10 protein-coding genes and 1 tRNA gene are annotated in these 14707 nt (G+C 58.2%); 10 read left to right on the top strand and 1 reads right to left on the bottom strand.

What is annotated here, in order from left to right; genetic code table 11:
- Positions 1 to 308 precede the first annotated feature (308 nt).
- A tRNA-Lys gene (locus LF252_RS02500) sits at positions 309 to 381 on the top strand.
- A 44-nt stretch (positions 382 to 425) separates the two neighbouring features.
- Here LF252_RS02500 and LF252_RS02505 read toward each other — a convergent pair.
- Positions 426 to 767 carry a hypothetical protein gene (locus LF252_RS02505; RefSeq protein ID WP_226267075.1) on the bottom strand — a complete coding sequence of 114 codons (342 nt, stop codon included), beginning with the start codon at positions 765 to 767 and terminating at the stop codon, positions 426 to 428.
- Positions 768 to 793: 26 nt separating this feature from the next.
- Here LF252_RS02505 and LF252_RS02510 point away from each other — a divergent pair, with 26 nt between their 5' ends.
- The 9 genes from LF252_RS02510 (at position 794) to asnA (ending at position 14472) form a co-directional block, all read left to right on the top strand.
- Entirely contained in the window at positions 794 to 1882 is a 1089-nt protein-coding gene (locus LF252_RS02510; protein ID WP_226267078.1) for an efflux RND transporter periplasmic adaptor subunit, read from the top strand.
- A gap of 108 nt (positions 1883 to 1990) precedes the next feature.
- The gene (locus LF252_RS02515) at positions 1991 to 5185 is read left to right on the top strand and encodes an efflux RND transporter permease subunit (RefSeq protein WP_226267080.1); all 3195 of its coding nucleotides are present in this window, start codon (positions 1991 to 1993) and stop codon (positions 5183 to 5185) included.
- Entirely contained in the window at positions 5178 to 6617 is a 1440-nt protein-coding gene (locus tag LF252_RS02520; RefSeq protein ID WP_226267087.1) for a TolC family protein, read from the top strand. Before LF252_RS02515 ends, LF252_RS02520 begins: the two co-directional genes overlap by 8 nt.
- A gap of 198 nt (positions 6618 to 6815) precedes the next feature.
- Complete coding sequence (locus tag LF252_RS02525) at positions 6816 to 7634, top strand: SDR family oxidoreductase (RefSeq protein ID WP_226267089.1); 819 nt, start codon at positions 6816 to 6818, stop codon at positions 7632 to 7634.
- Between the two features lie 100 nt (positions 7635 to 7734).
- Positions 7735 to 10380 (top strand): MGH1-like glycoside hydrolase domain-containing protein, encoded by a 2646-nt coding sequence (locus tag LF252_RS02530; RefSeq protein ID WP_226267091.1) that lies wholly within the window; start codon positions 7735 to 7737, stop codon positions 10378 to 10380.
- Between the two features lie 96 nt (positions 10381 to 10476).
- On the top strand, positions 10477 to 11094 hold the full coding sequence (locus tag LF252_RS02535; protein WP_226267092.1) for a cyclase family protein: 618 nt from the start codon (positions 10477 to 10479) through the stop codon (positions 11092 to 11094).
- 54 nt (positions 11095 to 11148) lie between these two features.
- Positions 11149 to 12144, top strand: coding sequence for an NADP(+)-dependent, decarboxylating phosphogluconate dehydrogenase (locus tag LF252_RS02540; RefSeq protein ID WP_226267093.1), 996 nt, complete (start codon positions 11149 to 11151; stop codon positions 12142 to 12144).
- Between the two features lie 155 nt (positions 12145 to 12299).
- On the top strand, positions 12300 to 13016 hold the full coding sequence (locus tag LF252_RS22955; RefSeq protein ID WP_226267094.1) for a PD-(D/E)XK nuclease-like domain-containing protein: 717 nt from the start codon (positions 12300 to 12302) through the stop codon (positions 13014 to 13016).
- A gap of 448 nt (positions 13017 to 13464) precedes the next feature.
- Positions 13465 to 14472 carry an aspartate--ammonia ligase gene (gene asnA, locus LF252_RS02550; RefSeq protein WP_226267096.1) on the top strand — a complete coding sequence of 336 codons (1008 nt, stop codon included), beginning with the start codon at positions 13465 to 13467 and terminating at the stop codon, positions 14470 to 14472.
- Positions 14473 to 14707: the final 235 nt, after the last annotated feature.

Genomic DNA, 14707 nt, shown 5'->3' on the forward strand with positions numbered 1-14707 from the left:
TGGCCGCCTTGGATATCCAAGGCGGCCATTTGTTATAGTGTAAGAATAATTACCATGCACTGAGAGGAAACACAGGAATAGGGCAGTTGGCAAAGGGATGATCCGTAATGTGTGATTAAGGTTGCGTCAGGGTAAACTTTTGTTTAGAGGTATGATGTGAAAGAAAAATAATTATTCTGTCGTTCAGTCATTTATGATCAGGAGGTGGATGTAGGGTATTAAAATGTATGATTTGAGTTGCAGGTAAATAATACTTCCTCTACTTTTGCACTCCCTTCCGAAAAGCACTCGGCTTCTGGAATGGAACTGATTCTGTAGCTCAGCTGGTAGAGCAATACACTTTTAATGTATGGGTCCTGGGTTCGAATCCCAGCGGAATCACTCAAAAAGCCCCGCTTGCATCGCGCAAGCGGGGCTTTTTGTTGTCAATGCAGCTCGGGAAGGAAGTAGGAGGCGGCGGCGTAAATCGGACGAAATACATGGGGCAGGTTCATATGCTTCATATCGTCTTCATGTGCTGATGGTTGTTTTGTGCCATCAAGCATCCAATAGACGCAATGCAGCAACGGCAGATTTCTTCCTGTTCCCGCTTTCACTCGCAGACCGGCATCACCTGTTTCATTACCAATTCGGCACACACGCAGGTTTGTGCTTTGGTCTTGCGCCGCCAGTGAAAAGCTGTTTAGCCAGTGGCTTTGCCACAATGCATCAAAGCAGGCGTTTCCGGCATTCGCTTCCGTGAAGTAACGCCGCCATCCAATTGTCATCTTTCAGGGTTTTCCATATCGTTCTAATGAAAAGAACCATTCTGCTCACGTGCCTGAGCTCCGGTATCTTGTACGGCATTACTAGCTGCTCCCAACACGAAGAAGTTAAAGAAGAAAAGATCAAGTTTTTGGTAACGAGCCCTCTGCAGAAGGACACGACGGTTACTAAGGACTACGTGGCCCAGATTCACGCCTTCCAGCATATCGAGGTGCGGGCACTGGAAAAGGGCTATCTGCAGAAGATTTTTGTGGATGAAGGCCAGCGCGTGCACCAAGGCCAGCTGATGTTCCAGATCATGCCCATGCTGTATGAGGCCGAGCTGAAAAAAGCCGAGGCCGAAGCCAAGTTTGTGGATATTGAGTACCAGAATACCCAGAAGCTGGCCAGTGGCAACGTGGTATCCTCCAGCGAGTTGGCGCTTTCCAAGGCCAAGCTGGCGAAGGCCAACGCCGAGGTAGCCCTGGCCAAAACCCACCTGGGCTTCACCACCATTAAAGCTCCGTTCAGCGGCATCATGGACCACTTTCAGGCCCGGCTGGGCTCGTTGGTGGACGAGGGCGACCTGCTGACCACGCTTTCCGACAACAGCAAGATGTGGGTGTACTACAACGTGCCTGAGGCCGAGTACCTGGCCTACAAGCAGCACGTGCACGGCGACAGCACTATGCGCGTGCAGCTGCGCATGGCCAACAACGAGGTATTCAACTACCCCGGTGTGGTGCAAACCATTGAGGCCGACTTCAACAACGAAACCGGCAACATTGCCTTCCGGGCCACTTTCCCCAACCCCAAAGGCTTGCTGCGCAACGGCGAAACCGGCTCGGTGCTGATGACGGTACCTCTGAAACACGCCGTTATCATTCCGCAGAAAGCCACCTTTGAGGTACTGGAGAAGAAGTTCGTGTATGTGGTAGATGCCAAGAACCGGGTGCACCAGACGGAGGTAACCGTGGCTTCGGAAATGCCCGACCTCTACATCATCTCCTCAGGCCTGAAAGCCAGTGATAAAATTATGCTGGAAGGCATCCGCAAGGTAAAGGACGGCGACAAAATCGACTTCACCTACCAGGAGCCCAAGTCGGTGGTAGCCCACTTGAAAACCTATTCGGAATAGCGTTTCCAGTTTCTAATTCCTGGTTTTTAGTTACTGATTACTAGTTAGTAACCGAAGGCTGGCAACTAGAAACCAGAAACGCGCAACCAGAAACTTAGAGCCCTGCTCATGTTCAGTAAATTCCTTCGTCGGCCAGTGTTTGCCATCGTTATTTCGGTGGTCATCCTATTCCTGGGCATCCTGGCTATCAATACCCTGCCCAACTCCCAGTTCCCGGAGATTTCGCCGCCCATGGTCATGGTGAGCACGGCGTACCCGGGCGCCAGCGCCAAGGTGCTCACCGAATCGGTGCTGATTCCGCTGGAACAGGCCATCAACGGCGTGCCCGGCATGAAGTACATGACGTCCGACGCCGTATCGGCCGGGGAAGCCAACATCCAGATTGTGTTCAACCTGGGCACCGACCCCGAGCAGGCGGTAGTGAACGTGAACACCCGCATTGCGCAAATCCTGAACCGCCTGCCCGTGCTGGTGCAGCGCGAGGGCGTGGTGGTAAACCGCGTGGTGCCGAACATGCTCATGTATGTGAACCTGTACAGCAAGGACAAGAATACCGACATGCGGTACCTGTTCAACTATGCCGGGGTGAACATGCTGCCCGAAATCCAGCGCATAGACGGTATTGGCCGGGCCAGCATTCTGGGTTCCCGCCAGTACGCCATGCGCGTGTGGCTGAAGCCGGACCGCATGCGGGCCTACAACCTGTCGGTCGACGACGTGATGGAAGCCCTCAACGACCAGAGCGTGATTGGCTCGCCGGGTCGTATCGGCCGCTCCGACGGCAAGGAGGCCTCGGCGCTGGAATACGTGCTGACCTACAAGGGCCGCTTCAACGACGTGGAGGAGTACAAGAACGTCATCATCAAGGCCAACGCCAACGGTGAAACGCTCCGCCTCAAGGACGTGGCCAACGTGGAGTTGGGCTCCGAGTTCTACGACATCTACTCCAACCTCGACGGCTACCCCTCGGCGGCCATCGTGCTGAAGCAAACCTACGGCTCCAACGCCTCCGACGTGATTAAGCGCGTGAAGGACAAGCTGGACGAGCTGAAGAAAACCATGCCCCCCGGCATGGACTACAAAATCAGCTACGACGTATCGAGCTTCCTCGACGCCTCCACGGAAAACGTAATTCACACCCTGCGCGACGCCTTTATTCTGGTGGCCCTGGTGGTGTTCCTGTTCCTGGGCGACTGGCGCTCCACGCTGATTCCGATTATTGCCGTGCCGGTGTCGCTGGTGGGGGCCTTCATTGCCATGCAGGCCTTCGGGATGACCATCAACATGATTACCCTGTTTGCCCTGGTACTGGCCATCGGGATTGTGGTAGATGACGCCATCGTCGTCGTCGAGGCCGTGCACGCCAAGATGGAGGAGAAGCATTTATCCCCGTACGGGGCGGTGCGCGAGGTTATCGGCGAAATCAGCGGGGCTATTATTGCCATTACCATTCTGATGACGGCCGTATTTGTGCCGGTGGCCTTCATGAGTGGCCCGGTGGGGATTTTCTACCGGCAGTTCTCCATCACCATGGCCTCGTCCATTGTGATTTCCGGTATCGTGGCCCTGACGCTGACGCCGGTGCTCTGCGCCATGATTCTGAAAAAGCACGACCCGAGCCACCCGAAGAAGAAAACCCCCATCAACCGCTTTATCGACTGGTTTAACCGCGGCTTCGAGCGCCTGACCGGCCGCTACGTGGGCTTCCTGGAGAAAGTGGTGGACCGCCGCATCGTCACCTTCGCGGTGCTGCTGGCGTTTGGCCTGGGCATCTTCGGTATTTCGTCCACGCTGCCCTCGGGCTTCATTCCGGCCGAAGACCAGGGCATGCTCTACGCCATTATTCAGACGCCTCCCGGCTCCACGCTGGAGCGTACCAACGCCCTCTCGCAGCAGCTTTCCAAGCTGGCCAAGGAGGTGCCCGGCATCGAAAGCATTTCCTCGCTGGCTGGTTACGAGGTACTCACCGAGGGCCGCGGCTCCAACGCCGGTACCCTACTGATTGACCTCAAGCCCTGGGATGAGCGCAAGCAGAGCATCCACGACATTGTGATGGGCCTGGAAGAGAAGGCCAAGGAAATTCCCGGCGCGACCATCGAGTTCTTCGAGCCGCCAGCAGTACCGGGCTACGGCGCGGCGGGTGGTTTCCAGCTGCAGCTGCTCGATAAAACCGCCACCGGCGACTATAAGGCGCTGGAGCAGGTGAACGAGGACTTCATGAAGGAGCTCAAAAAGCGCAAGGAGCTGGCCGGGCTGTTTACCTTCTTCTCGGCCAACTACCCCCAGTACGAGCTGCAGATTGACAACCAGCTGGCCATGCAGAAGGGCGTGAGCATCGGCAACGCCATGAACACGCTGAGCATCATGGTGGGCTCCACCTACGAGCTGGGCTTCATCAAGTATCAGCGCTTCTTCAAGGTGTTCGTGCAGGCATCGCCGGAGTACCGCCGGCTGCCCTCCGACATCCTGAACATGTGGGTGAAGAACGACAAGGGCGAAATGGTCCCCTTCTCGGCCTTCATGAAGATTGTGAAGGGCCAGGGCGCCAACGAAATCAACCGCTACAACATGTACCCCACCGCCTCCATCCGCGGCGACGCGGCTCCCGGCTACAGCTCGGGTGAGGCCATCAAGGCGGTGCAGGAAGTGGCAGCCAAAACCCTGCCCCGCGGCTACGACATCGACTGGGGCGGCTTGTCGAAGGACGAGGTGAGCCGGGGCAACGAGGCCATCTCCATCTTCCTGGTGGTACTGGCCTTCGTGTACCTGGTGCTGGCCGCGCAGTACGAGAGCTTCCTGCTGCCGCTGTCGGTTATCCTCTCCCTGCCGGCCGGTATTTTCGGCTCCTTCCTGCTCATCAAAACCATGGGCCTGGCCAACAACATCTACGCCCAGGTGGGGCTGGTAATGCTGGTGGGCCTGCTGGGGAAAAACGCGGTACTGATTGTGGAATTCGCGGTGCAGAAGCACGAGGAAGGCATGTCGGTGCGGGACGCGGCTGTGGAAGGTGCCAAGGTGCGTTTCCGCCCTATTCTGATGACCTCCTTCGCCTTCATTGCCGGTCTGATTCCGCTGGTAATTGCCCACGGCGCGGGGGCCATTGGCAACCGCACCATTGGTACGGCGGCCCTGGGCGGCATGCTCTTCGGCACCGTGTTCGGGGTGATTGTGGTGCCCGGCCTGTATTACATCTTCGGCTCGCTGGCCGAGGGTCGCAAACTCATCCAAGACGAAAACGAGTATCCCGTATCCGAGGCCTTCGAGCAGCGGGTAGTAGTGGAAGAAACCGAGTCGTATGCTTAAATCACGCATTTACCAGAGTCTGAGCGCGGCTGCCCTTACGTTGGCCGTCGCCGGCTGCAAAACGCCGACTCTGGTCCAGAAACAGGAAAACAAAGTGGTGCCGGTAGCCTTTACCGGCACCGCCCAAGACTCAACCGGCAACGCCGCGCGGGTGCAGTGGCGCACATTCTTCACCGACCCCAACCTGGTGGCCCTCATCGATACGGCCCTGCAGCGCAACCAGGAGCTGAACATCACCCAGCAGGAAATTGAGCTGGCCCGGCAGGAAGTGCGCATCCGCAAGGGCGAGTACCTGCCGTTCGTGAACCTGGGGGCCCAGGCCGCCGCCGACCGGGTGGGCCGCTACACCATTCAGGGCGCTACGGAGGAGAACATCGACATTCGTCCCTCGCAGCGCACCCCCGACCCGCTCACCAACTTCCAGGTTGGTGCCTTTGCCAGCTGGGAGGTGGACATCTGGCACAAGCTGCGCAACGCCAAAAAGGCGGCGGCTTCGCGCTACCTGGCGTCGGTAGAAGGTCGGAATTTCACGGCCACCAACCTGGTAGCCGAAATTGCCACCTCTTACTACGAGCTGCTGGCCCTGGATAACCAGCTGGCCATCCTGAAGCAGAACATCGACATTCAGACCAACGCGCTGAAGGCGGTGCGCATGCAGAAAGATGCCGCTCGTACCACCGAGCTGGCCGTGCAGCGTTTCGAGGCGCAGGTGCAGAACACCACGGCCCGGCAGTACACCATTCAGCAGCGCATCACGGAAACCGAAAACCGCATCAACTTTTTGGTGGGCCGGTATCCGCAGCCGGTGGCCCGCAACTCGGCCAATTTCATTGACCTGGTGCCCAAAGCCGTGCAGGCCGGCGTGCCCGCCCAGCTACTGCAAAACCGCCCGGATATCCGCCAAGCCGAGCAGAACCTGGCCGCCGCTAAGCTGGACGTAACGGTGGCCCGGGCCAACTTCTACCCCCGCCTGAGCATCGACGCGGCGGCCGGCTTCCAGGCCTTCCGCCCGGGGTTGCTGGTGAATGCGCCCGAGTCGATGCTGCTGACCATTGCCGGCAACGCAGTGGCTCCCCTCATCAACCGCAACGGCATCAAGGCCCTGTACTACTCGGCTAACGCCCGCCAGACGCAAGCCGTGTTTGAGTATGAACGCACGATTCTGAACGGTTACGTGGAAGTGGCCAACCAGCTCTCCAACATCCAGAATCTGCAGCGCAGCTACGATGCCAAGGCTAAGGAGGTGCAGGCCCTGAACCAGTCCATCAACATCTCCAACAACCTGTTCAACTACGCCCGCGCCGACTATACGGAGGTGCTGTTCACCCAGCGCGACGCCTTGGAATCAAAGTTCGACCTCATCGAAACCAAGATGCAGCAGCTCAACGCCTCGGTGAATGTGTACCGGGCCCTGGGCGGCGGCTGGCAGTAGGGCTAGAGTTCTAATCCGGCGCGTGCCACCAATTCAAAAACCCCAACCATTCATATAGGAGATGAGTGGTTGGGGTTTTTGTGTGAAAGAGAAAATATTTTATATGTAAAATATTGATAATCAATGCTTCATCAAAAATCCATGTAACTAAAGCCCGGCAATGGCAGTCTAGCTAGTGAAACTGACAACTCAACCAGTATGACTAACTCAGCATCTACCGGCCGATTAGAGAATCAGATAGCCTTGGTGACGGGCGGCAGCTCCGGCATTGGGTCCGGCGTGGCCGAGGCCCTGGCCGCCGAGGGCGCCACCGTGTTTGTGAACTACTCGCACAGCCCGGAAGGCGCGGCCGAGGTAGTCAAGAGGATTGAGGAGGCCGGGGGCAAGGCCTACGCCGTGCACGCCGATGTGAGCAAGGAAGACGAGGTGCTGGCCATGTTCAAAGAAATCCGGGAGAAGTGCGGTACGCTGCACATTTTGGTTAATAATTCCGGCATTCAGGACGACTCCCCGTTTCTGGATATGACGCTGGAGAAGTGGCAGAACGTCATCAACGTGAACCTGACGGGGCAGTTTTTGTGCGCCCGGGAGGCCGCCCGGGAGTTTGTGCGGCGGGGGCCGCAGCCAGAAATCTCCAAAGCCACCGGTAAGATTATCTGCATGAGCTCGGTGCATGAGGTGATTCCGTGGGCCGGCCACGTGAACTACGCTACCAGCAAAGGCGGCATCATGCAACTCATGAAAAGCATGGCCCAGGAATTGGCTCCCCAGCGCATCCGCGTGAACAGCATCGGGCCGGGAGCCATTGCTACGCCTATCAACCTCACGGCTCGGGATACGCCCGAGGAAGAGAAAAACCTGCTGACGCTGATTCCCTACGGCCGCATTGGCGAACCCGCCGACATTGGTAAAGTGGCCGTGTGGCTGGCCTCCGACGAATCGGACTACGTGACGGGTACGACCCTGTTTGCCGATGGGGGCATGACCCTGTACCCCGGTTTCGCCGACAACGGTTGAAGGACGAGTTACCAGTTGCGAGTTGTCAGTTCATGCAACATGTAGCAGCTGGCTACTCGCAACCGGCAACTGGTAAGGCACAACTGGCAACGCATAAGAAATGACGGAAGAGCAGCAACGGCAGCAGCAAGCCCAGGAGGGCGAGGCGGCCTGGCACCGGTTTGGGCCCTACGTATCGGACAGGCAGTGGGGCACGGTGCGCGAGGATTACTCGGCCGATTCCCAGCCCTGGACCTATACCACCCACGATATGGCCCGCAGCTACGCCTACCGCTGGGGCGAGGAGGGGATTGGGGGCGTGTGCGACGAACACCAGTTCCTGTGCCTGGCGCCGGCGTTCTGGAATGGGCAGGACCCAATTCTGAAAGAGCGGCTGTTTGGCCTAAGCGGGCCGGAGGGCAACCACGGCGAGGATGTCAAAGAGCTATATTACTACCTCGACAATACGCCCACGCACAGCTACATGCGGATGCTGTACAAATATCCGCAGCACGCGTTTCCGTACGATTGGCTGGTGCAGGAAAATGCCCGCCGCAGTCGGCAGAAGCCAGAGTTTGAGCTTCTGGATACTTGCGTGTTCAAAGAGAACCGGTACTTCGATATATTCCTGGAATACGCCAAAGCCGGGCCCGAAGACCTGCTTCTGCAGATAACAGTACACAACCGTGGACCCCAGGAGGCACCGCTGCACGTGCTGCCGCAACTGTGGTTTCGGAATACCTGGGCCTGGGGCTATACGGCGCAGGTACCCCAGCTGCGGGTAGAGGCCGGAGGTGTCATTTGCGTTGACCACGGCAACCTGCCGGCCCTGCAGCTTTATTATGATGAACCCGACGGCCAATCTGCTGATGCGGTATTTTGTGACAACGAGACCAATACCCAACGGCTCTACGGTGTGCCCAATGCCACCCCGTATTGCAAGGATAGCATCAACGACTACGTGGTGCAGGGCCAGCGCACGGCCGTAAACCCCGAGCGGCAGGGTACCAAGGCAGCCCTGCACTACCAGCTGACAGTGCCGCCCGGGGAAAGCCGGGTGGTGCGGGTGCGGCTGGCTGCTCCCGGACTGGCGGCACCGTTTACTGATTTTGCTGCTATTGTGGCCCAGCGGAAAGCCGAGGCCGATGCCTACTACTTGGCCCTGCAAACCGGTATCGACAGCCCCGATGCCCGCCTTGTGCAACGGCAGGCCCTGGCCGGTATGCTCTGGAACAAGCAGTTCTATTACTACGATGTGGCTGAGTGGCTGCGCGGTGACCCTGCTCTGCCAACTCCGCCTGAAAGCCGCTGGCACAACCGGAACCACACCTGGCAGCACCTGAATAACGCCGACATCATCTCGATGCCGGATAAGTGGGAGTACCCGTGGTATGCGGCCTGGGACTTGGCGTTTCACTGCATTCCGCTGGCCATGGTGGATGTTGATTTTGCCAAAAACCAGCTCCACCTGCTCTGCCGCGACTGGTACATGCACCCCAACGGCCAACTGCCGGCCTATGAGTGGAAGCTGGAGGACGTGAACCCGCCGGTACACGCCTGGGCCACCTGGCGGGTGTACAAAATGGACAAAAAGCAGCGGGGCCAAGGTGACACAGTGTTTCTGGAAAGTATCTTCCATCGCCTGCTGCTGAACTTCACGTGGTGGGTAAACCGCAAGGACCGCAACAACCGCAACGTGTTTGAGGGCGGCTTTCTGGGCCTCGATAACATCGGCGTGTTCGATAGGAGCGCCCCGCTGCCCACCGGCGGCTACATTGAGCAGGCCGATGGTACCGCCTGGATGGCCATGTTTGCCCTGAACATGATGCGCATTGCCCTGGAGTTGGCCCGCACCAACCCCGTGTACCAGGATTTGGCCAGCAAGTTCTTCGAGCACTTCCTCTACATCGCCCAGGCCATGACCAACATGGCCGACCAGAAAATTGACATGTGGGACGACGAAGACGGCTTCTACTACGATGTGCTAAACACCCCCGAAAACGGCCGTTTCCCGTTGCGCATCCGCTCCATGGTGGGCCTCATTCCCCTGTTTGCGGTGGAAGTATTGGACACCGACACCCTGCAGGATGTACCCCGCTTTGTGCACCGGCTCAACTGGTTTCTGGACCACCGGCCAGAGCTGGCGGCCCTGGTGAGCCGCTGGCAGGAGTCGGGCAAGGGCCAGACTCACTTACTGAGTTTGCTGCGTGGTCACCGCATGAAACTGCTGCTGCGCCGGATGCTCGATGAGGCCGAGTTTCTGTCGGAATACGGGGTGCGGGCCCTGTCGCGCTACCACCGGGAGCATCCGTTCGTGTTTCAGCAGGATGGCAGCGTAAATGCCGTGGTTGATTACGAGCCGGGCGAATCCACCACCAGCCTGTTTGGTGGTAACAGCAACTGGCGCGGCCCCGTGTGGATGCCCATGAACTTCCTGCTAATCGAGTCGCTGCAGCGGTTTTACCACTACTACGGCCCCGAGTTCAAAGTAGAATACCCCACGGGCTCAGGCCGCTACTCTACCATTCTGGAAATAGCGCAGGCCCTTACCCAGCGGCTTACGGGGCTGTTTCTGCGCAATGAGGCGGGCCAGCGGCCCTGCTTTGGCTCCGATAAGCAGCTACAGAACGACCCCCACTTCCGCGACTACCTGCTCTTTCACGAGTACTTCCACGGTGACTCGGGCTGCGGCCTCGGCGCCAGCCACCAAACTGGCTGGACGGGCCTCATTGCCAAACTCCTGCAGCCCCGCCACCCCGACGAATGAGTTTCCAGTTACGGGTTTCCAGTTGCGAGTCAGTAACTACTGACAGCTATTACCCCACAACTGGCAACCGGCAACTCACAACACACAACTGAACCTATGGCCTGGCTTGATTTCACCACCACCATTTCCGACGGCATGGCCTATTGGCCCGACAACGCGCCGGTACACATCCGCAAAACGCTCAGCATTGCCCGCGGCGACGCCGCCAACGTGACGGAAATGAGCCTGAGCGTGCACACGGCCACCCACGTAGATGCGCCGCTCCATTTTCTCAAGGATGGCGACGACGTAACGAAACTAGATTTGACGACTCTGATGGGTCCGGCCCAGGTAGTGGCCATTGAGCACGAGCAGTTTATCACCAAACCGGAAATTGAGCATTTGCAATTGCAGCCGGGTAGCCGGGTGCTGTTCAAAACCCGCAACTCCTGGCAGGAGTGGGCCACCCGACCCTTCAACCCCGATTTTGTGCGGGTGCGGGCCGATGCCGCCGAGTGGCTCCGCGACCAGGGTGTGGTGTGCGTGGGGGTTGATTACCTCTCCGTCGGCCCCGCCGATACCCACCACATTCTGCTGGAAGCCGGCATCAGCGTGATTGAAGGCATAGCCCTGCAGCACGCCGAGCCCGGTGAGTACGAACTGATTTGCCTGCCCCTCAAAATTGCTGGTGCCGATGGTGCCCCCGCCCGCGTCATTGCCCGCAAAACCGGGTGATGTCTGCTGCCGCATTCACTCATATCCTTTCTTCCTCTCAACACTATCAACGACATGAGCAAAACCCAAATAGGCGTCATCGGCCTCGGGAAAATGGGCGCGGGCTTAGCCCGGCAAGCCGCCGAAAAAGGCTACCCCGTAATCGGTATGGACCTGCACCCGCGCCCCGACTTGGAAACGGAGAACCTGCACGTGGTGAGCAGTATCGAGGAGCTGGTGCAAAAGCTGCACCGCCCGCGCAAAGTGTTTTTGTACATTCCAGCCGGGGCCGCTGTGGATGGCCTCATTGAGCAGCTGCAGCCTCATCTGGAAGAGGGCGACATCATCGTGGACGGGGGTAACTCCTACTGGGGCGACTCCATCCGGCGGGCGGCCCGACTTAAAGAAAAAGGCCTGTACTTCATTGACTGCGGCACCAGTGGTGGCCCTGGCGGAGCCCGCACCGGCGCCTGCTATATGGTGGGCGGCGACGAAGCGGCCGTAAATCAGCTCAAGGACTTTTTCGTGGAGACGGCCGTGCCTGGCGGCTTCCTGCACACCGGCTTGGCCGGCACCGGCCACTACGTGAAGCTGGTGCACAACGGCATTGAGTTTGGCATGCTGCAGGCCATCGGGGAGGGGATGGGCATGCTCACGCACTTCCGCGAAAAGCTGGATATCAGCGCCATCCTGGGCCTGTGGAACAACGGCTCGGTGGTGCGCAGCTGGCTAGTGGAACTCATGAAGAAGATGTACGACGAGGAAAACGGTTTCAACGTGCCGAGCTACATTGAAGACACCGGCGAGGTAAACTGGTTGGTAGCTGACGCCCTGCACATGGAAGTACCCATTCCGGTCATCACCCAGTCGGTGATGCAGCTTTTCACCTCCCGCGACAAAGACCATACCTGGGCCAAGGCCATTGCCATGATGCGCCACGGCTTCGGCGGCCACCCTTACGGCGAGGACAAAGGCATTCAGCGGGAGCGGCAGTACGGCCGGGTAGGCGAGTACGAAATGCCCGAAGAAACCGGGGAACGGGCCAACCAGGAACCCAGCAGCCCGCAGTAAATTGCCAAGAAGGTAGCGCCCAGCTTGGCTGGGCGCTACCTTGAGGCTGCGGTATTGCGCCCGGAGTTTCCGGAAAAAGCCGTATACTCCCATACCCAAACCCGATTCTGCCTTCTTTCCCGGAGCCTTTTCCAGGCTTCCGCTGTTCTCCTTACGTGACTGAGCCAACCACTACCCCCGCCCGCCCCGACCTACTCCGGATTCCATACGACGATTACCGCGCCCTGCCGGCTATTGCTAACTCCGACCTTTCCCGCCTCCGGGACGCTCTGAATGGCCGCCCACCCCGCCCGCACAATAGTGTCGGTGGCGCTTTGGGCCTGGGTACGGCGTTTCATACGGCCCTGCTGGAACCCGATTTATACCAGCCCGGCGAGCCGGGAATCAACGATACGCTGGTGTGGTGGATGGTGGAAGGCGTGAAGCTAAATTCGGAGGTAAATGCGCTGCTGGAAGCCGGTACGCCCGAGCCCAGCTGCATTTTCACGGAGCCCGTCACGGATACGCTCTGCAAGCTGCGCGCCGATTTGGTGGTGGACCAGCCCGGCCAGCCCTACACCATCATCGACTTCAAAACCACCATGGCCCGCGACCATAACCACTTCGTGGAGCAATGTTCGCAATACGACTACGACCGGCAGGCCGCTTTTTACGCTGATGCTCTGCAAGCCGACCGGTTTTTGCTGGTAGGGGTGCAGAAGGTGGAGCCCTTCAAAGTGTTTGTGTACGAAGTACCGCCGCTGCTGCGCAACGAGGGCCGGGCCAAATACCTGCGGCTGCTGCGCCTGCTCAAACCCGATGCGCCGGTGCCTTTATCCGTAGTGCAGGCCGTGCGCGACGTGCGCGACGCCTTGACCGGCGAAACTGAATAAATCCTGTATACGGCAGTGTACGGCTAGAAATCGAGCCGTCGTGAATAAAAACGACGAAAATAATATTGCGGCAATTTTTGGTATTTTAAATTAGGTTTTCTATACTTGCATACATCAGGCGAAAAACTGACTTCAACCATGCGTCATTTCCGCAATAATCTCCAGAATAATAACTCGAATAATAATCTTATTCGGGACTGGAAGGCTATTGCTCCATTGGAGAACTGAAAAATCACTAACTGATTTTCTTTCAAAGCCTTCCGCAACCCGGAAGGCTTTTTTTGTGCCCAATGGCCAGCCCGATGCGTGAAGCGGCCGGCCGCCAACTCCACCAGTTGCGCACAAAGTGTTTACGAATTTCTAAAAAATAACTCCCGCAGGGGAGACAGGAATTCGTGTGCCTTTTCGAAAATAAAAACCATTTCAAAAACCGTACATAATAATTGCCATGACTGCGCAGGAATTATTAAAAACAGAAGAAGCCATCGGCTTTGTAAAGGAAATCTTCGCCAAAGAACTCAGCACGCAACTGCAGTTGAGCAAGGTATCGTCGCCGATAGCCGTGCTGGATGGTACCGGCATCAACGACGACCTGAACGGAATTGAGCGCCCCGTAGGCTTCCCCATTAAGGCGTTGGATGAGCGCCGCGCAGTGGTGGTGCACTCCCTGGCCAAATGGAAGCGGGTGCGCCTGCAGGAACTTGGTATTGAGGCCGGCCGGGGCCTGCTCACGGATATGCGCGCTTTGCGCCCCGATGAGGAGTACTCGCCCATCCACTCCATTTACGTGGATCAGTGGGACTGGGAAAAACACATCCTGCCCGAGCAGCGTACCCCGGAGTTTCTGCAGGCCACCGTGGAGCGCATTTACGCGGCGCTAAAAACTACGGAAGCCCGCGTAGCTACTGAATACCCGGAAATTACGCCGGTGCTGCCCGGCAAAATCACCTTCCTGCACGCCGAAGACCTCCTGAAGCAATACCCCACGCTCACGCCCAAGGAGCGGGAGCACGAGGCTACAAAGCAGTATGGCGCGGTATTCCTGATGGGCATTGGGCACGAGCTAAGCCACGGAGAGCCCCACGACGGCCGCGCCCCCGACTACGACGACTGGAGCACCGAAACTGCCAGCGGCTACCGGGGCCTCAACGGCGACATTCTGCTGTGGCATCCGGTGCTGCAAACGGCCTTTGAGGTATCGTCGATGGGCATCCGAGTGGATAAGCAGGCGTTGGTGCGGCAGCTGGCCCTGCGCGGCTGCGAAGACCGGCAGGAGCTGTCGTTTCACTCCCGCTTACTAAAGGATGAGCTGCCGCAGAGCATTGGTGGCGGTATCGGGCAGAGCCGGGTGTGCATGTTTATGCTGCGCAAAGGCCACATTGGGGAGGTGCAGGTGAGCATCTGGCCCGAGGCAGTACGGGAGGAACTGGCCGGGGCCGGAGTAGGGCTGCTGTAAGACAGTCGGGGAATGCTGCCCACGGCAGCGGGGCGGGGAAGCAGGTTTGGCGGCCGTAGCTTCTCCGCCCTTTCTGTGCCGTATGATTTCGGTGGAAGAATATCCGGAGTTGGTAGAATAAAGTGCGGAGCCGGAAGAGTAAAGTGAGGATATTGGCCGGGTTGGCAGCGGTTAGGCACTAGGCTTGCAAGTGGGAATACAAGCGCTTAACTCCAACAGAAAGCCCCTTGTCACG

It is taken from the genome of Hymenobacter pini, from assembly GCF_020421205.1.
Classification (GTDB): domain Bacteria; phylum Bacteroidota; class Bacteroidia; order Cytophagales; family Hymenobacteraceae; genus Hymenobacter; species Hymenobacter pini.

What these genes read in the sequence shown, in the direction of transcription:
- LF252_RS02505 (WP_226267075.1), bottom strand. Translation starts at nt 767, where the DNA reads ATGACAATTGGATGGCGGCGTTACTTCACGGAAGCGAATGCCGGAAAC.
- LF252_RS02510 (WP_226267078.1), top strand. Translation starts at nt 794, where the DNA reads ATGAAAAGAACCATTCTGCTCACGTGCCTGAGCTCCGGTATCTTGTAC.
- LF252_RS02515 (WP_226267080.1), top strand. Translation starts at nt 1,991, where the DNA reads ATGTTCAGTAAATTCCTTCGTCGGCCAGTGTTTGCCATCGTTATTTCG.
- LF252_RS02520 (WP_226267087.1), top strand. Translation starts at nt 5,178, where the DNA reads ATGCTTAAATCACGCATTTACCAGAGTCTGAGCGCGGCTGCCCTTACG.
- LF252_RS02525 (WP_226267089.1), top strand. Translation starts at nt 6,816, where the DNA reads ATGACTAACTCAGCATCTACCGGCCGATTAGAGAATCAGATAGCCTTG.
- LF252_RS02530 (WP_226267091.1), top strand. Translation starts at nt 7,735, where the DNA reads ATGACGGAAGAGCAGCAACGGCAGCAGCAAGCCCAGGAGGGCGAGGCG.
- LF252_RS02535 (WP_226267092.1), top strand. Translation starts at nt 10,477, where the DNA reads ATGGCCTGGCTTGATTTCACCACCACCATTTCCGACGGCATGGCCTAT.
- LF252_RS02540 (WP_226267093.1), top strand. Translation starts at nt 11,149, where the DNA reads ATGAGCAAAACCCAAATAGGCGTCATCGGCCTCGGGAAAATGGGCGCG.
- asnA (WP_226267096.1), top strand. Translation starts at nt 13,465, where the DNA reads ATGACTGCGCAGGAATTATTAAAAACAGAAGAAGCCATCGGCTTTGTA.